The 18,077-nt window shown below is 62.2% G+C and carries 12 protein-coding genes; 10 read left to right on the forward strand and 2 right to left on the reverse strand.

Annotation, left to right across the window (positions count from 1 at the left end; genetic code table 11):
• Window positions 1-165: 165 nt before the first annotated feature.
• The 8 genes from ACTHNE_RS02275 to ACTHNE_RS02310 all read left to right on the forward strand — a co-directional run bounded on the left by ACTHNE_RS02275 (window position 166) and on the right by ACTHNE_RS02310 (window position 13,900).
• On the forward strand, window positions 166-930 hold the full coding sequence (locus ACTHNE_RS02275; RefSeq protein WP_324941163.1) for a thioesterase II family protein: 765 nt from the start codon (window positions 166-168) through the stop codon (window positions 928-930).
• Window positions 927-2,768 carry a non-ribosomal peptide synthetase gene (locus tag ACTHNE_RS02280; RefSeq protein WP_440268488.1) on the forward strand — a complete coding sequence of 614 codons (1,842 nt, stop codon included), beginning with the start codon at window positions 927-929 and terminating at the stop codon, window positions 2,766-2,768. Before ACTHNE_RS02275 ends, ACTHNE_RS02280 begins: the two co-directional genes overlap by 4 nt.
• A 131-nt stretch (window positions 2,769-2,899) precedes the next feature.
• The gene (locus ACTHNE_RS02285) at window positions 2,900-3,106 is read left to right on the forward strand and encodes an MbtH family protein (protein WP_324941169.1); all 207 of its coding nucleotides are present in this window, start codon (window positions 2,900-2,902) and stop codon (window positions 3,104-3,106) included.
• On the forward strand, window positions 3,103-3,465 hold the full coding sequence (locus ACTHNE_RS02290; RefSeq protein ID WP_324941172.1) for a nuclear transport factor 2 family protein: 363 nt from the start codon (window positions 3,103-3,105) through the stop codon (window positions 3,463-3,465). Before ACTHNE_RS02285 ends, ACTHNE_RS02290 begins: the two co-directional genes overlap by 4 nt.
• Window positions 3,466-3,525: 60 nt before the next feature.
• Window positions 3,526-4,395 carry a branched-chain amino acid aminotransferase gene (locus ACTHNE_RS02295; protein ID WP_440268489.1) on the forward strand — a complete coding sequence of 290 codons (870 nt, stop codon included), beginning with the start codon at window positions 3,526-3,528 and terminating at the stop codon, window positions 4,393-4,395.
• Between the two features lies 1 nt (window position 4,396).
• Window positions 4,397-7,687, forward strand: coding sequence for a non-ribosomal peptide synthetase (locus ACTHNE_RS02300; protein ID WP_440268490.1), 3,291 nt, complete (start codon window positions 4,397-4,399; stop codon window positions 7,685-7,687).
• Complete coding sequence (locus ACTHNE_RS02305) at window positions 7,684-13,170, forward strand: non-ribosomal peptide synthetase/MFS transporter (protein ID WP_440268491.1); 5,487 nt, start codon at window positions 7,684-7,686, stop codon at window positions 13,168-13,170. Before ACTHNE_RS02300 ends, ACTHNE_RS02305 begins: the two co-directional genes overlap by 4 nt.
• A gap of 52 nt (window positions 13,171-13,222) precedes the next feature.
• Complete coding sequence (locus tag ACTHNE_RS02310; RefSeq protein ID WP_440268492.1) at window positions 13,223-13,900, forward strand: DUF6875 domain-containing protein; 678 nt, start codon at window positions 13,223-13,225, stop codon at window positions 13,898-13,900.
• 153 nt (window positions 13,901-14,053) lie between these two features.
• Here the strand turns inward: ACTHNE_RS02310 and ACTHNE_RS02315 are convergent, their stop codons facing one another.
• Window positions 14,054-14,935 carry a hypothetical protein gene (locus tag ACTHNE_RS02315; protein WP_440268493.1) on the reverse strand — a complete coding sequence of 294 codons (882 nt, stop codon included), beginning with the start codon at window positions 14,933-14,935 and terminating at the stop codon, window positions 14,054-14,056.
• Window positions 14,936-15,205: 270 nt separating this feature from the next.
• Here ACTHNE_RS02315 and ACTHNE_RS02320 point away from each other — a divergent pair, with 270 nt between their 5' ends.
• The gene (locus ACTHNE_RS02320; protein ID WP_324945964.1) at window positions 15,206-15,802 is read left to right on the forward strand and encodes an AHH domain-containing protein; all 597 of its coding nucleotides are present in this window, start codon (window positions 15,206-15,208) and stop codon (window positions 15,800-15,802) included.
• Between the two features lie 17 nt (window positions 15,803-15,819).
• Window positions 15,820-16,377, forward strand: a complete 558-nt coding sequence (locus tag ACTHNE_RS02325) for a hypothetical protein (protein WP_324945962.1) — start codon at window positions 15,820-15,822, stop codon at window positions 16,375-16,377.
• Window positions 16,378-16,655: 278 nt separating this feature from the next.
• Here ACTHNE_RS02325 and ACTHNE_RS02330 read toward each other — a convergent pair.
• A partial coding sequence (locus tag ACTHNE_RS02330) for a glycoside hydrolase family 2 protein (protein ID WP_440268494.1) occupies window positions 16,656-18,077 on the reverse strand: 1,422 nt, incomplete at its 5' end.

An 18,077-nucleotide genomic window follows, 5' to 3' on the forward strand; every position in this document is an offset into this window, starting at 1 on the left:
GCTCCTGTGCACTTTTCAAACATCAACGATTCGTGTAGGTTCGGCGAGTCAGTGTATGGGGCAACGGCTGGTGCATCGTGCTTAGTGCACGCAATAGCCGCGCAACAAATTAGGGAAACGCATTGCAGCACGGTGCCGGAGGGCGTCCGTGCCAGGGGGAGCGCAATGGCTGCACTGCTCAATGTGTTCTGCTTTCCGTTTGCCGGAGGCAGCTCATGGAATTACCTCGATCTTGTGCGCCAGCTCGATGGCAAGCTACGAGTGATTCCCGTGGAATTGCCCGGGCGCGGCAAACGCCGCACCGAGACGCCCATTGCGCAGTGGAGCGAATTGACCGACCGTCTTGCGGATGAATTGGCGCCCAGGCTGGAGGCGCCCTATGCCTTTTTCGGTTACAGCTTGGGTGCCCTGATTGCATTGGAAACGCAGCGGGAGCTCATCCGTCGCCATCCGGAGCGCCGCGCGCAAACGTTGATCGCCTGCGCAGCGCGCGGCCCGCGCGCGATTCGGCACGAACGCCTGATGCATCGCATGGACGACCAGGCCATGTTCGAAGCGGTGCGGAAATTGGGCGGCATTCCCGATGCCGTGCTCGAATCGCCCGAACTCATCCAACTTACTGCGCCATCCATGCGCGCGGATCTTTGCTTGTTCGAAACCTACGAAGCGGGCAAGCCGCCGCTCGATCTTCCCATCCACGCGTACTACGGCCGCAGCGATGCGAGCGTGGGCGAACACTACCTTGCGTGGCAGCACGAAACCTTGCATCCGTTGCGTAGCCGGGCTTTCCACGGCGGCCACATGTTTCTGCACGATGCAGGCGCCGTATTGGCCGACGCGTTGGTAAAAGACCTCGTCCCGCATGCAAACGCCCGTCCCGCATTCGCCGACACACTTGATGCGCGCTGGGAATCCACGGAGGAATCATGAGCAAAAGCATCCATGGCGGTTGCCAAACCAGTATTGCGCGCAATGGCTTCGGCCCATTCTCCGCATCCGCCTCGCTGCCGGAGGCATTCGCCAAGGTGGTGCGCGCCTTTGCGCACAAGCCTGGCGTGATCGCAGGCGACCAAAGCTGGACGTACCAGCAACTGGACCGCTTGTCCGACATCTGCGCCTTGCGCATGGCGCGCATCGGCATCGAGCGCGGCCATTATGTGGGCATTCACATGCAGCGTTCAGTCCACGCCGTGATCGCCATGCTGGCAATTCTCAAGCTGGGCGCAACGTATGTACCGTTCGATCCGGCCGCTCCGGGTCAGCGGCTTGCCAGGCAGGCCGCCAACGCGGGCGTGCGCGTGGTGCTGGTAGGCAAAGGCGAAGATGCGCCGGAATGGTTTGTTGGAATGACGCTGAGCGTCGGCGCCCAGGATGACGGCGAAGCCATCGACTTGCCGCCGCTGCAACTTCATCCGTTGGAGCTGGCCTACGTCATCTATACCTCCGGCTCGACCAATGAGGCCAAGGGCGTGTGCGTGCATCATCGCGCCGTGCTCGATCTGGTCCAGGGCGCGGGCTACTGCGGCTTCACCCAGGATGACGTCGTCTACCACGGCATGTCGATCGCCTTCGACGGCTCCACCTTCGAAATCTGGGGCAGTTTATTGAGCGGCGCCACGCTGGCGATCGCGCCGCATGGCTTGTCGCTCAGCGGCATCTGCGATCTGGTGGAGCAACGCGCGGTAAGCGTGTTGTTGCTCAGCACCGGTGTATTCAATGCCTTCGGACGCGACCTGCTGCGCAGGCTTTCGTGCGTTCGTGTATTGCTGGCCGGTGGTGACGTGATGTCGCCTGTGACGGCGGCGCAATTCCTCGAAGCGGGCGGCCAGGTGCTGGTGAACGGCTACGGTCCCACGGAAGTGACCACGTTCTCCCATTGCCACGTCATGACTTCGCCGGCACAGGCCGCCGGCGCGATTCCCATCGGCGTCCCCATCAACGGAACGGCAGCCTACGTACTGGATGAAGCCATGCAACCGGTGCCGCTGGGCCAGGAGGGCGAACTCTATATTGCCAGCAGCGGATTGGCCCAAGGCTACCTGGACAATCCGGTGCTGAGCGCCGAGCGCTTTTTACCCGACCCCTTCGCCACCGATGGTTCGCGCATGTATCGCACCGGCGATCTGGTGCGGCAGGTGCCGGGTGGCAGGCTAGATTATCTAGGCCGCATCGATACGCAGGTGAAGATCCGCGGCTTTCGCGTGGAGCTGGGGGAAATCGAAACCTGCCTGCATTCGCTCGGCGCATGGGTGGACGCTTGCGTGATCCATATCGGGGATCCACAGACTTCGCAACTTCATGCTTTCTGCGTACCCGAGCACGGCGCCCTGCCTGCAGAAACCATCTTGCTCGAGGGATTGCGCCGACGCCTGCCCGACTACATGGTGCCTCGACGCATCCATTTCGTGGATGCCCTGCCCTTGACCATCAATGGCAAGGTCGACCGGCGCGCACTGGCAGCTCGCGTGACGACGACGGACGCAGGCGCCGAGGTCAAGCCATCGCTGCACGCAGCCGATCCGCTCGAGCAGGAAGTACTCGGCGTGCTGCGCCGCCTGCTGGGCGATCCACACATCGAAGCTGGCGATCATTTTTTCGAAGCAGGCGGCGATTCTCTGGCGGCGATGCGCTTTTGCGCGGAGATCGGCGCCAGCCATGCCATCGATCTTCCGCTGGCCGTGCTGTTCGACGCCGAATCCATCGCGGCGGTGATCGAAAGCATCCGCCAACGCAAGCAGGTTTCGCGCGGGGAGGTATCTGCCGCCTGATCCAGGCATGGAGGCGACACGGCAATAAACCGGTTTTTGAACGCTTGTCATGAATGTTTCTTTTGCCGGCCGAATGGCTGGTGGAAAACACGGGTTTAGCACGAACCTGCACGAGTCAAAGGGGATGACGTATGCAAGCAGTCCATGAAGAACGCCACGTGGTCGTGGTGAACGATGAGCAGCAGTATTCGATCTGGCCGGAAGGACGTGATATTCCGCTCGGCTGGAAAGCAGAAGGTTTTTCCGGATCGCGCGCCGAGTGCCTTTCGCATATCGAGCAGGTGTGGACCGACATGCGTCCCTTGAGCGTACGTCGCCATATGGGAGTCGCGCCGTGAACGCGCCGGATGTGCAGCGCGCCTGGTTCGATGACCTGTTCAACGCCATCGATACCACCTCATGGCATGAACTCCCCCGTTTCTTCCATCCCCAGGTGGTATACGAACGGCCCGGCTATGCCCCCATCGTCGGGCTGGAAGAGCTGCTCAGTTTCTACGCCTCCACGCGCATCATCGCCGAGGGCAAGCATTCGCTGGAAGGCAGCCTGCAAAACGACGACCAGGCGATCTGCTGGGGACAATTCAACGGGCGCTCGAAAAACGGGGAACTACTCGCGGAACGTTTTGCGGATGCCTACCGACTGCAAGACGGGCTGATCAAACAACGCACCACCTATTTCTTCAGGGCTGCCATTTGATCACCTGCCTTTTTTAAAAAGAGAAAGGCATTTCATCGCATAGCACCTGCACGCCGGATCATGGAGGGCAAGGCCGTGGATTATCTGTATTGGTATGGCAGTGCGTGGACCACCGAGCAGCGTCCCCTGCTCGGTCTGCGCGACAACAGTTTCTGGATGGGCAACAGCGTGTTCGATGGCGCGCGCGCCTACGACAATGTAACGCCGGACCTGGAACTGCATTGCGCGCGCCTGCTGCGCTCGGCCACGCACATGCTGATGCGTCCGACCATCGACGCGGAAAGCCTGGCGGCCATTTGCCGCGCCGGCGTGGCGCATTTCGAGCACGGCGCAGAGCTTTACATCCGCCCTATGTTCTACGCACGCGGCGGTTTCATCGTGCCCGATCCGGACACCACCGAGTGCGCCATCGTCATCCACCGCGCGCCGCTGCCGCGTAATGGCTTCAGCGCATGCACTGCACCATTTCGACGTCCTTCGCCTGACATGGCGCCCACACTGGCCAAAGCCAGTTGCCTATATCCGTTGACCCAGCAAGCGCTGCATTACGCCAAGCAACACGGCTTCGATAACGCGTTGCTGTGCAACGCCGACGGCCATGTCGCGGAATTCGCCACCTGCAACATCATGCTGGTGCGCGAGGAAGTGGTTTACACCCCGGAACCGGACGGCAGCTTTCTTGCCGGCATCACCCGCGCCAGGGTGATCGGCCTGCTGCGCCAAGCGGGCATCACCGTGGCCGAATGCCGCCTGCGGATCGACGACGTACTGGAGGCCGACGAAGTCTTCAGTACCGGCAACTACGCCAAGGTGCAGCCGGTGCTGCACATCGACGACCGCCACTATCCGGCCGGGCGCATCGGCGAACTGGCGCACAGGCTTTATCACGAATTCGCGCACGCCACTGCACACATCGAGGCCGCTGCTTGATATGAGCACCCGCACCATCATGCCGCACGCACCCGGCGAAACCGTTCCTTCGCCCTTTCCGCTGTCGCTCGCGCAGGAGCGATTGTGGATCATCGACAAACTGGCCGACGACAAGGCGCTTTACAACGCCTCGATGCTGTTCAAGCTCGAAGGGCCAGTATCTGCCGACGTGCTCGAGCGCGCGCTCGACGAAGTGATAAACCGTCATGACGTACTGCGCACCGCGTTCGTCGAGCACGACGGACAGGCGCGCGCGATGCTTACGCCTGCGCATTCTTTTCGGCTGGCCTGCGAAGACCTCCGTCAGCATGCCGTGCCTGCCGAAGCCGCCAACGCACATCAGCGGCAAGTGGCGGGCGAGCCTTTCGACCTGGCGCATCCGCCGCTGTTGCGCGCGACACTCTACCGGTTGTCGGAGCAAAAGCACGAATTGCTGCTGACGGTGCATCACATCATTTTCGACGGTGCATCCATCGACGTATTGCTCGCGGAACTTGCCGTCCTGTACCCCGCCCTCGCTGCCGGCGTGCCATCGCCATTGACGGAGCCGCCCGTGCAGAGCGGCATGCTCGCCGCCGCGGAGCGTCAACGCATCAGCGGCGCGCACAAGCAACGCCTGCTGGCGTACTGGCGTGAAAATCTGAGCGGTGAGCTGCCAGTGCTGGCGCTACCGACGGATCATCCGCGACCGCCGTTGCAGACGTTCCGCGGCGCGACCCTGCGCAAGCCGCTGCCAGCCGAACTGACAGCCAACCTCGAAACCTTCTGCCGCAGCGAGCGCAGCACGCCGTTCATGGTCATGCTGACGGCTTATGCGATCTGGCTGCGCCGTTATGCAAGCCAGCACGAGGTGGTGATTGGCGTGCCATATGCCTTGCGAGCGGACAAAGCCTCGCAAGGCGCGATCGGTTTCCTGGTCAACACGATGGCTCTGCGCATGCAGCCGGACGGCCGCGCATCCTTTCGCGAGCTTGTGCGCGAAAGCCGCAACCGCTGCCTGGAAGCCTATCCGCATGGCGAGCTGCCATTCAGTGAGTTGCTGACCGCCTTGGGCGCGCAGCGGGAGATGACCCGTCCGCCGATATTCCAGGCGATGCTGGTCGTGCAGAGCCGCCGTGCCGCGGTGCAATTGGGTTCGGGCATAAGTCTGCGCTACGCCGGTGAAGTGCCGATCGACAAGGCACGCTTCGACGTGTCGATGGTGCTGGATTTTCTGGACGACGGCGCCACGCTGTCGTTCGAATACAACCTGGATCTGTTCGAACCGGCAACGGCCGAACGCATGCTCGGTCATTTTCTGGTGCTGCTGGACGCCGCATTGGAACAACCCGAGCACCCCGCTTCGCGCTTACCGCTGCTGGCCGCCGAAGAGCGGCGACGCATGCTGGAAACATGGAACGACACCGGCGACCGCGCTCCCGAGGGTCTCAGCCACGCGCTGTTCGAGGCTCAGGCCGCACGCACGCCAGATGCACCGGCGCTCATCCATGGCGATATCGTCTGGACTTATTGGCAGTTGGACCAACGCGCCAATCAGCTCGCCCATGCCTTGCAGGCGCTCGGCGTAGACCGCGAAGTACCGGTAGGCGTGTTGCTCGAACGCAGCCCCGAAGCAGTTGCAAGCATGCTGGCGATCTTCAAGGCGGGTGGCGTATACGTGCCGCTCGACCCTGCGCATCCGGACGAGCGCCTGGCTTACATGATTGGCGACGCGCGCATGCATGCCATCGTGACGGGCCAGGGACTGAAGCCCAGGCTGGTTGCCTTGCTCGAAAGTGCCGCGCATGAATTGCCGGTACAACCGGTGCTGCTGGACTGGAACGAAGATGCCGCCGCCATCGGCGACCACGCGACTACGCCGCCTGCCCGCGGCCCGGAGCCACTCCATCTGGCTTATGTGATCTATACCTCCGGTTCCACCGGTCGGCCAAAGGGTGTGGAAATCGAACACCGCGCGTTCTACAACCTGGTGTTGGCCAAGATCGACGGCTTCGGCATTTTTCCCGACAGCCGTGTATTGCAGTTCGTCTCCTTTGGCTTCGATGTGTCGGTATCGGACGTCTGCATGACGCTGGCGGTGGGCGCACAGTTGCTGTTGCGTCCGGCCGAGCTGGTCGGAGGTGCGGCGCTGGCGCAATGGCTGAAGGAACACGCCATCAGCGTCATCGTGCTACCCGCTTCGGTGCTGGCAACGCTGCCGCCGATGGAACTGCCAGCGTTGCGTTCGGTGATTGCCGGCGGCGAAGCCTGCTCGGCCGAACTGGTCGATCGCTGGGCACCAGGCCGGCGTTTCATCAACGCCTATGGACCGACCGAGGCGACCATCTGCACCACCATGGCACGCTGCCAGCCAGGAGGTGGCGCGCCACCGATCGGCAAGCCGATTGCGCATGCGCGCACTTATGTACTGGATGCCAACCTGCAACCGGTACCACCTGGCGTGACCGGTGAGCTGTATATCGGTGGTGCGGGGCTGGCTCGCGGCTATCTCGGCCAGCCGACACTGACCGCGGAAAAGTTCGTGCCGCATCCGTTCGCCGGCGAGCACGCCGCCGTTGCACCCGGTGCACGGCTCTATCGCACCGGCGATCTGGCCCGTTATCTGCCGGATGGCTCGCTGGCCTTTGTGGTGCGCGCCGACAATCAGGTAAAAATCCGCGGCTTTCGCATCGAACTGGGCGAAATCGAAGCCGTTTTGCTGCAACACGCCGCCGTGCAGGATGCCTTGGTAAGCGCGCAGACGTTCGGTGCGGGTGGCTTGCAATTGGTCGCCTACTACGTCGCCAACGGCGGCGATCGTCCCGACGGCGCCACGCTGCTGGCCTTTTTGCGTACACGCCTGCCTGAACACATGGTGCCAGGAGTGCTGATTCCGTTGGAAAGCTTTCCGCGCACTACCAATGGCAAGATCGATCGCCGCGCGTTGCCGGAGCCGGCGTCGTATTCGCACGCTCATGCGCGTGAATCCGTAGCGCCGCGCACGCCGGCCGAAACGATCATTGCGGAAGTATTCGCCGACGTCCTGCAGCTGCCGTCCGTCAGTGTCGAAGACGATTTCTTTGCGCTCGGTGGGCAATCGATTCTTGCCGCCCAAGTGATGGCCCGTCTGCGCGAGCAATTGGAGCTCGCTCTTTCGCTGCGCCTCCTGTTCGAAGCACCGACCGTCGCCGCGCTCGCCCTGCGCGTGGAAGACGCGCTGGCCGAACAGATCGACGCCATGGATGACGAGCAGGTGGCCAGCGCGCTCCAAGCCGGCGCTTCTTCCATTTCGATAAGCGAGTCTGCCCGATGAGCACGCCAAGCCTGGACGCCCGACGTGCCTTGCTGGAACAGCGCCTGCGCAAGGCGCAAACCAGGGAGCGCAACGTTACTGCCGCTGTCGCCCCGCGCCCCAGCGATGCTGGCACCCCGCTATCGTCCGTGCAGCGGCGCTTGTGGTTTCTCGATCAATGGCAACCGGGCAGCGCCGCTTATCACATTCCGCTAGCGCTCAGGCTTGGCGGCGAGCTTCGCATCGATCTGCTCGAACAGGCCTTGCGCGACGTCGCCGAGCAGCATCCGGTGTTGCTCACGTGCTATGTCGCAGAACAGGGCGAGCCGGTTGCGCACGTGTTGCCCGCGTCGGCGTTGCAACTGGAAGTCAAAGCCGCGCCACCTGGCATCACGCCCGAGCAATGGCAGAACCTGCTCGACCAGGAAGCGCGCCGGCCCTTCGCGCTCGAGTGCGAGCCCATGCTGCGCGCCACCCTGTGGCGCGAGGATGCACATCGTCACGTATTGCTGCTCAACCTGCATCACATCGCCGCCGACGGCTGGTCGATCGGCATACTGATGAAAGCGTTGAGCTTGGCTTATGTCGCGCGGTTGAACGCATCCAGCCTGCCGGCAGCGCCATCCGCGCTGCAATACGCCGATTTCGCCTATTGGCAAAACCAGCGGCTACAGGGCGATGCGCTGAATAAGCACCTGCAAGCCTGGATACAACGTCTGTCCGGCGCGCCCGCCCTGCTTGAATTGCCGACCGACCACGCCCGCCCCACCGTGCAGACGTTCAACGGCGCCATCGAAGCGTTCGGCTTCAGCGCGCAAACCACGCAGGCGATCCGTGCACTCGGGCAGCGCGAGCGGCTCACGCCGTTCATGGTCCTGCTCGCGGGCCTGAGCGCGCTGTGCCAGCGCTACGCCGGGCAGGACGACATCGTGCTCGGCACGCCGGTGGCCGGCCGCGACGCGCCGGAGCTGGAAACGCTGATCGGCTGCTTCGTCAACACGCTGGCGATCCGTACTCGGCCCTTGCCTTCGCGCAGCGCGCTGGATTTTCTACATAGCGTGCGCGAGGAATGGCTGGCGCTGATCGATCATCAGGAGTTGCCGTTCGACCAGTTGGTGGAAGCCATCGCGCCGGAGCGGCAGCTCGGGCATACGCCGGTGTTCCAGGTGATGCTCTCGGTCAACAACATTCCGCGCGCCGCGCTTGAGCTGCCGGGCATTGACGTAGAAGAGTGGCCGGTGGATACGCGCACCGCCAAGTTCGACCTGAGCTGGGCCATCGACGATCTGGGCGAAACGATCAACGGCTCGGTCACCTACAACACCGACCTGTTCGAACGCGCGACGGTGCGGCGCATGACGCGCCATCTGGAACAACTGCTCGCCGGCATGGCGGCGAACCCGCATCGTCCGCTGGCCGAAGTGCCGCTGCTGGACGACGCGGAACGCCACCTGCTGCTCGATGTTTTCAACCGCACCGAAACGCCTTACGCGGACGTGCGCGATGTACTGCAACTGTTCGATGCATGCGTAACAAGCACGCCGGACGCGCCCGCCGTGGCGTTCGAGGGCCAAGGCTACAGCTATCGCGAACTGGACGCGCGCGCCAACCGCTTGGCGCACTACTTGCGCTCGCTGGGCGCGCAGCCCGACCGGCCGATAGGCCTGTTCATGGAGCGCTCGCACGACACTGTGGTGGGACTGCTCGGCATTCTGAAAGCCGGCGCGCCCTATGTCCCGATCGATCCGGGTTATCCGGCCGAGCGTGCGCGTTTCATGCTCGAAGACAGCGGCGCCGAATTGTTCGTGACTGAAGCCGCACTGGCTGCGCCGCTGAGCCATGCGCATGCGCTGCGCGCGGTGTGCCTGGACCGTGACCGCGAAGCCATCGCCGCACAGCCGGCTTCGCGCCCGGACGTGGCGCGAAGCCGCGATCATTTGATGTACGTGCTGTTTACTTCCGGCTCCACCGGCCGCCCGAAGGGCGTAGGCGTGGAGCACCGGCATTATGTGAATTATCTGCAAGGCGTGTTGAGCCGCCTCGGCGTGCCGACGGGCAGCCATTTCGCGATGGTCTCCACCTTCGCCGCCGACCTCGGCACCACCATGCTGTACGGTGCCCTGTGCACTGGCGGCTGTATGCACGTGCTGTCGCATGACCGCGCGGCCGATCCGGCCGCATTTGCCGATTACATGCACCGGCATCGCATCGACGTGCTGAAGCTGGTGCCCAGCCATTTCGAAACATTGCGATCATTGGTATCGCTCGAGGCGATCCTGCCGCGCCTGCGCCTGATCTTCGCCGGCGAAGCGTGCAGTTGGCAAACCGTCGCCGCCGTACGCCGTGCTGCGCCGGCGTTGATCGTGCAAAACCATTACGGCCCCACGGAAACCGCCGTGGCCGCGCTCACCTATCAAGTGCCCGAAACGTTTGCGCAAACACAAGGCACGCTGCCGCTAGGCCATCCGCTGGGCAATGTGCGCGTGCATGTACTGGACGAGCGCATGCAGTTGCAGCCCATTGGCGTGGCCGGTGAATTGTTCATCGGCGGAGCAGGTGTCACGCGCGGCTATCTCGGCCGGCCGGCGCTGACCGCCGAGCGCTTCATGCCCGATCCTTTCGACCGCACGCCGGGTGCCCGCTTGTATCGCACCGGCGATCTCGCGCGCCTGCGCGCCGATGGCACGGTGGAGTTTTTGGGCCGCATCGACCATCAGGTGAAAGTACGCGGCTATCGCATCGAAACCGGGGAGATCGAAGCACTGCTCAAGCACCCTGCGGTGCAGGATGCGCGCGTGGTGCTGCGCGAAGACACGCCCGGCGACAAGCGTCTGGTCGCGTATCTGGTGATGCCGGGCGATCCATCTGTGCAAACGGTGGCGGAAGTGATCGAAACGCTGCGCGCGCAGCTGCGCGCAGCCGTGCCCGATTACATGTTGCCGGCGGCCTTTATGGCCATCCCCACGCTGCCGCTCAATCCCAACGGCAAGTTGGACCGGTTTGCCCTGCCCGCCCCCAGCGCTGTGCGCGATATGCCGGTCGGCCACCGGCGGTTGCCGCGCAACGCGCTGGAAGCCAGCATCGCTTCGGCCTGGTCGGAGGTGCTGGGCTTGGAGGTGATCGGCATCGACGAGAATTTCTTCGAGCTCGGCGGCGATTCCTTCAAGGCCGTGCGTGCGGTGCGCAGCATCGGCCGCGGCGTAAGCGTGATGGATCTGTTCCGCCATCCCACCATCGCTGCGCTGGCAGCGCAATTGTCGCAAGCATCGACCCAAAGCGCGGGTTTGCTCCATCGGCTCACTTCGCATGCAGCTACTGCCGATGGCGTGACCTGGGTATGCGTGCCGTTCGGTGGCGGAAGCGCCATTTCCTACCTGGCGCTCGCCAACCAGATCCCCGCCGGCGATGCCTTGTATGCCGTGGAATTGCCGGGCCACGACTACGCTCGTCCCGATGAATCGCTCGAGCCGTTCGACGCGGTCGCGCAGCGCTGCGCAGACGACATCCAACGCGAAATTGCGGGCCCGGTGATGCTGTATGGCCATTGCCTGGGCGCGGCGATGGCCGTGGCCGTGGCGCAGCAACTGGAAGCGCGCGGCGCATCGCTGCTGGGCGTGATGGTGGGTGGTTCCTTCCCGATTCCGCGCCTGCCCGGCGCGGTGTTCGATGCGATCAGCAAAGTGCTGCCCACCGATGGACTAGTTTCCACGCGCTCGATCATGGATGGCTTGCTCGTCACCGGCGGCGCGTCAGGCGATGAAGACGAGCAGGAACTGGAATTCCTGGTGCGCAACATGCGCCACGATGGCCGCGAAGCGGAGGATTACTACACCCGCCACTATCGCCATCCGCAGGCGCCATTGCTACGCGCGCCGCTGGCATGCGTGGTCGGCGAGCGCGACCGCGCCACGGAATTCCACGGCGAGGAATATCTCCAGTGGCAGCGTTTCAGCCGCGAGGTGTCGCTGCAAGTCGTGCCCGGCGCGGGGCATTTTTTCCAGAAGCATCAGGCGCGCGAACTGGCCGAACTCGGCACGACGCAGGCCAGGCGCTGGCGCGAGCAAGCCGCACAACGCAATGCGGCGGCCAACGCCGCTTCCGAGCAAAACCGTAAAGCACATGATGCCCAACCCAGCCTCTCATTGTTTTTGCGCGTCTCGCTCGGACAGCTGGTGTCGGTAATCGGCACGGGACTGTCCACCTTCGCGCTGGGCGTGTGGATCTACCAGCAAACAGGCGTCGTGTCGGATTTCGCCGTGATGTCCGCACTGGGCCTGCTGCCCGGCATCCTGGTATTGCCCATTGCCGGCGCCGTGGCCGATCGCTGGGACCGGCGCAAGATCATGATGGGATGCGATGTGCTGGCGATGGCGGCGGTGGCGGCGGCCGCGTTGCTGGCATGGTCGGGACGATTGCACATCGGCATGCTGTATGCGGTATCCACCGCCAGCGCCGTCGCCAGCGCGTTTCGCCAGCCCGCGTATGCGGCCGCGGTGGCGCAACTCGTACCCAAACGCTATCTGGGCCACGCGAACGGCTTCGTGCAATTGGGGAGCGCCTCTGGCCTGCTGGTGGGACAGATGTTCGGCGGTGTGCTGATGCTGGCATTGGGTTTGAACAGAATCCTGTTGCTGGACGTGGCCTCTTACGTGTTTGCGCTCGCCACGCTGGTGGCGGTGCGTTTTCCTTACGCACTGTTCCGGCGCCAGGAAGAACCTTTCCTGCGCGAGGTGACGCAAGGCTGGCGTTACATTCTCAAGCGGCGCGGCATGATGGCGTTGGCGTTGTTCTTCGCCCTCGGCAATTGCCTGGCCAGCGTGGTCACCGTACTGGTGACGCCGCTGGTGGTGTCGTTCTCCACGGTGGCTGCGCTGGGTACGGTGATGGCCATGAACGGCGGCGGTATGCTGCTGGGCAGCCTCATCATGAGCCTATGGGGCGGCACGCGCCGGCGTATCACCGGCATGGTCGGCTTCGTCGCCCTGTTCGGTATATCGGCCGTGGTGCTGGGCCTACGTCCGTCGCTGCCGTTTCCGATGCTCGGCATGCTCGGCATCGGCGTCTGCACCGCTTTCATCAACGCGCATTGGCTGTCGCTGGTGCAGGTGAAAGTGGGTTTGGAATTGCAAGGCCGCATCCTGGCCGCGAACCAGATGCTGGCCCGTTCGCTGATGCCGCTGGGCACCCTGCTCGCCGGATGGCTGGTCGACAAATGGGTACAGCCGCTGTTTGCACACATTGATGTCGCCGCACGCTTTGCGTTCCTGGTCGGCAGCGGCGGCGGGCGCGGCACTGCCTTGGTGATGGTGATCACCGGACTGCTTTCGATCCTGCTTACCGTGGCCGGCCTGGCCTACCGGCCGCTGCGCTGCGTGGAAGACGAACTGCCGGATGCCATTCCAGACGCCGTCATTCCAGACAAAGACACCTTGCAACAGCAGGCCGATCTGCAACTTGCACAACAGGCACGGGCGACGACGCAGGTTTCCGTCGCATCGACGTAGCACACCGATTCGCGCACCAGCATCGAAGGACCACTTGTCAGGGGAGAATCTTATGCGTGCTTTCCATGCGGACCCGAGCCGCTGGCTGTTCGACATGACCGACCTGGATGGAACGCCGCCGGCGGGCACGGACTCGCGCGACGTCGACGCGGCCCGCCAGGCGGTGGCCTGGGCACGCAGCTATCTATGCTCGCCGCATCCGGAGTTGGGCCGATCCGGAAGGGTGTGCCCATTCGTACCGCGCTCGCTGAGCCAATCGCTGTTCTTTTGCACGGTGGACCGCAGCGTGAACGTGAGCGCCGAACGCATCTACCAGACCACGCTGCAATACCGCGACTGGTTCCTCGAGATGGAGCCGCGCACAGGCGCCGATGCGCAATACAAATGCTTTCTGCTGCTGTATCCCGATATCGCCGACACCGACATTCCAAGCTTGATCGATGACACCCAGGAACGCCTCAAGCCGCTCTTCGTACAACAAGGCCTGATGGTGGGCCAATTCCACGCCCTGCCGCCCAAAAACAGCGGGCTGTGGAACCCCGATTTCCGCCCACTGCACAGCCCCATCCCCATGCTGGTGATCCGCAACATGGTTCCCAGCGACCTGCCCTTCCTGGTTTCGGAGCGGCCATTCGTGGAGTCCTATCTGGCCCACTTCGGAGGGCGACTGTCCAGCGCACAACGGGAGCTGGTGACGCAGATGCATCCGCAGATATTGGATGAGGCCTGAGGCCATGCATTCCCATGCACTGCGCCATTGCAATGCCGTGCACTGCCGCACGTAGAGGCGGACGGCGGTGCTGCCACAGCGGCGAACACCGGAGATTCGCACGTGCGGCAAGTGCGCGCTTGCGCACCTTGTGTCTGGCGGCCAAGGTGAGACTCAAGCCAAACCATAGTCTCTAGCTATGACACTCGCGGCGCGGCGAAACCGATTGCATATTTGGTCCGTGCCAGGATATTGCATATCCATGACCTCCAAGCACGCATTCAAAGCATCCATATCTGCAATGGTCACATGCGCTTTTACTGCGTCACGAAACAGCTGCTGACGACTTCCGCCAATGAAATGTACTTCAACTTGCGAAGGATCCACATCTTTGCAAGGACTATTACCTTTCAAGCACCAGCTTGCCTCCCATCCCGAACCATCATCGGAATCGAACTCCAGGTCACTGGGCTGGCCGGCACCAAGTAGGATGGAGGAAGAGGCATCCATCCACAAAACAAATTTGATTCGCCATATGTAATCGCGAATAGCAAAAACCGAAGGTAGCCAACTGCCAATATCAGCCTGATCCAGATATTTCAAATGCAGGAAAAGCGCAGCAGAGAAAGCGCCGCCGCTGGAAATGCACGGTCCATTTGGCGTTTTCTCAATAGATGAAATGATGCCTCTTTCAGCAAGCTCGCCATCGAGCCAATTGCCCGCTGACATAGGAATCCTTCCGACCGTGGCCAGGACATCAGCGTAAAAACCCTCGTAGGGGCCATCTGCGCGCTCATCAGGATAGTGCGCAATAAAAGCGCTAATCAGGCACTCGTAGATAGAGGCCCACGACGCCCCATCAAGTCGGGTCGGTAGCTGCGCCAGAAGAAAATGCGTCCAAGCCGTCCACTCCGGAAGATGACCAAAACATCCAGGTCCGGAAGCAAGCTCGTAAAGAGGCTGACGAAGTACTTCTGGCGTCCAGTGATCGGGAGTATCCGTCATTAAATCATCGAACATACGGCGCTTGGCACCCATGAACCAAGCTTCGCCCATGGGCCGGGGAGGCATCCGAAAGTACCTTGTCAGTCTGAGAGCAGCGTCCACATCCGGGCCGCATCCAGGCGTCCAAGCAACCTTCTTTGCATTTAACTTCCTGTCGAACATTTCTATTCCCACCTGTGACTGACGACCATTGTTATCCAACCATGCACCTCCCTGGAATGCGACCCACAAATCCGGGCGTGAACACTATCTCAATTCTTGGCTCAATCTCTGGCACAATGATTCGGACGCGGCCCGACCAGCCGTCAACAGGGATGGAACATGTCAGCGAAGCCCAAAAGCGCACTCAGCGCACCCGCACTCGTTACGGCATCTCCAGCCGATGTGCTGGACGTAACCATAGCCAGCAATCGAATCGCCGCCAACGCCAAGGACGCGAACCCTTATCAGGTTCGAAATTCCCTTTTGCTTCAGAAAGCAAAAGCACGCGTCAGATACGAGAAGGGCATAACGCTACCTACCGCAGCCGTAGTCTTGCTCGCAAACGCCAATCGCAGGGAATATAACCACCGCCGTACGCTTTCAAGAAATATCGTGGCGGCAACATCACAATCTCGCCCGGCCAACACCTGCGCGCACCATATCGTGGCGCTTCATGATCAAGAAGCTGCATTGTCGCGCAGTCTGTTGTTTCGCTGGGGTATCGGAATCAATGACGCCGACAACGGTGTTTTTCTTCCGCGTACCGGTAGAGGAATGCCCGGCTATCCGGACGCCGTCCACCATACGCCCCATCATAATCCCACATATCATCTAGCCGTTTACGATCAGTTGCGCGATGAAACCGAAGCAATAGGCGGACGAAAGAGCCTGCGATCCATCAAAGGGCAGCTCCTTTCAGGCACCCTTTCGCTCTAATTCGGAGTTAGCTAGACATGATTTGGGAATTGCGATATGCCTCCGTCGACGACTACGCCATGGTCGTGCCCCTCGACGACGAAGATATGCTTTCGGGTCGATTTGACATGGATGGCAATCCAAAAAATTGGATGGATCGACCACTCGTAGGCTTTGCCGACAGCAAGCGGCAGAAACATAAACGCCCTCCTGCGGATGTCAGCGCCATGATTCCCGGCGCATTCGTACTCAACGAGCGAGCCAAGGAAACGCTGGGGCCGTTCCTGTCCAAGTTTGGACAATTGCTGGAGCTTGATTGCGAAGGTACAGGGGAGATCCGCTATCTCTACAACGTGACCAATATCGTGCCTTGCGTGGACGTAGAGCGGTCGGAAAAGACGGAGCGTGGTCGCATTAAAATGGAGGTGTTCAACGATGCCGACGTGCCAAAAGACGCTTCCGTTTTCAAAGACCCATCGACTGTGACGTCGAGGATCTACATCAATGACGAAGGCAGAGCGGTTTTGGATCCGCTCATAGTCGGTTCGGAATTGACTGGTATTGAATGTGGCGTTCCAATGCCTCGCGCAGGTTAGAGCTAGCCATTGAACGCTACGCGTTCAAGGCAATAGTGAGCAAAGGTCTAATGCTTTGCAGCTATCCACCCGGGGCATCGCCACCCCCAAAGAAGTAAACCTGCCCCCCGTTGTCGGCAAACGGCGATGGCTGGGACATGAAGACGGTGCGTCGACAGCCAAAGACGCTGGGCCCCGGCTTTCGCCGGGGCGACGGGCGTGGCGTATCAGCGTCTTGCTGGGTGCTTGCGCCGGGGTGATGACAAGCGAGACGTACGCTTCATTCGCAGCGTTACGGCCTACGGCTTACTGCCTGCCCGTATCGTCTCCTCATTAATCTCCCGCACCCTGCCCTCATCCACCTTCTCAACCTTCCGATCATAGGTGAATAACCCATTGTGCTCCCCTTCCACATCGGTGATCTGCGTATACACGCTGCCGGACATCCCTTTTGGTACGCCCTTGTCGCGCAGCACCGCCGTATTGGCAACGTAACCCGCATTCAGCGCATCGCGATCTTTCACCGCGCCATAGGGATTGATCGGCGTATTAGGCCAAACATGTCCGGGAATGCCTAGCGTCAAACCGCCGTGCTCGCCATCGATGGCGGCGCGCTGCGCATCCGGACTGGGCAAGCCCGGCCCTTGATAGTCATGCACATCGTAGACATCGCCGGCATGCGGATCACCCTTGGTATCACAGCAGTTGGCGCCGCTGCGTGCGTCGACCAGGCGCGAGGGATCGAGTTGTTTGATTTGCGCGGCCAGTTCGGCTGCGGCGGGGATGTTCCATTGGCCCCAGCCTTCGTTGAAGGGAATCCAGCCGATGATCGAGGTTTCGCCTTTGAGTTGCTCGACGATGGCGGAGACGGCAGTGCGGAAGTTGGCTTTATCGGTGTCGCTGAGTTTGTCGTTGCGATCGGTGGGCATGGCCGGCATGTCTTGCCACACCATCAGGCCGATACGATCGGTCCAGTAATACCAGCGCGCCGGTTCCACCTTGATGTGTTTGCGGATGGCGTTGAAGCCAAGATCCTTGGTTTTCTGGATGTCGAACTTGAGCGCGGCATCTGTGGGTGCGGTGTAGATGCCATCGGGCCAGTAGCCTTGGTCCAATGTGGCCAGCAGGAAGGTCGGCTTGCCGTTGAGCACGATGCGGTTGCGGCCATCGACCTTCTTTACCGCGATGGTGCGCAGCCCGGCGTAGCTCTCCACGCGGTCGACGATCCCACCCCGGTGCAGCTCGGCGCGCACGGTGTACAGGAACGGATCGTCCGGGCTCCACGTGTGCGGATGCGCGATCGCCAGGTCCAGCGGTTTGCCGGCCGGGCCGCTTGCATGGCCGACCGCCTTGCCATCGGCGTAGGCGGTCACGGTCAGCGTGGCGCCGCGCGCATCGCCGTCGATACGCGGCTCGACCGTGAAGCCGTCCAGCGTCGGTTTCGGCACGAAGGTCAGCGCGGCCAGGCTGGTGGCCGGCACCGGCTCCAGCCACACCGTCTGCCAGATGCCGGAAGCGGCGGTGTAGAAGATGCCCTCGGGCTTGAGGCGCTGCTTGCCGACCGGCACGTCGGCGCCGTCCACCGGCGCATGCACGGCGACGACGATTTCCTGCGGCCCGTCCTTGCGCAACACGTCGGTGATGTCGGCGCCGAAGGACGTATAGCCGTCCGTGTGGTGCGCGACCTTCGTGCCGTTGACGTAGACGGTCGCCGCGTAGTT

It is taken from the genome of Dyella sp. (assembly GCF_051954575.1).
Lineage (GTDB): Bacteria > Pseudomonadota > Gammaproteobacteria > Xanthomonadales > Rhodanobacteraceae > Dyella_B.

Coding starts and splice junctions, on each gene's coding strand:
- ACTHNE_RS02275 (WP_324941163.1), top strand. CDS start 166: ATGGCTGCACTGCTCAATGTGTTCTGCTTTCCGTTTGCCGGAGGCAGC.
- ACTHNE_RS02280 (WP_440268488.1), top strand. CDS start 927: ATGAGCAAAAGCATCCATGGCGGTTGCCAAACCAGTATTGCGCGCAAT.
- ACTHNE_RS02285 (WP_324941169.1), top strand. CDS start 2,900: ATGCAAGCAGTCCATGAAGAACGCCACGTGGTCGTGGTGAACGATGAG.
- ACTHNE_RS02295 (WP_440268489.1), top strand. CDS start 3,526: ATGGAGGGCAAGGCCGTGGATTATCTGTATTGGTATGGCAGTGCGTGG.
- ACTHNE_RS02300 (WP_440268490.1), top strand. CDS start 4,397: ATGAGCACCCGCACCATCATGCCGCACGCACCCGGCGAAACCGTTCCT.
- ACTHNE_RS02305 (WP_440268491.1), top strand. CDS start 7,684: ATGAGCACGCCAAGCCTGGACGCCCGACGTGCCTTGCTGGAACAGCGC.
- ACTHNE_RS02310 (WP_440268492.1), top strand. CDS start 13,223: ATGCGTGCTTTCCATGCGGACCCGAGCCGCTGGCTGTTCGACATGACC.
- ACTHNE_RS02315 (WP_440268493.1), bottom strand. CDS start 14,935: ATGGGCGAAGCTTGGTTCATGGGTGCCAAGCGCCGTATGTTCGATGAT.
- ACTHNE_RS02320 (WP_324945964.1), top strand. CDS start 15,206: ATGTCAGCGAAGCCCAAAAGCGCACTCAGCGCACCCGCACTCGTTACG.
- ACTHNE_RS02325 (WP_324945962.1), top strand. CDS start 15,820: ATGATTTGGGAATTGCGATATGCCTCCGTCGACGACTACGCCATGGTC.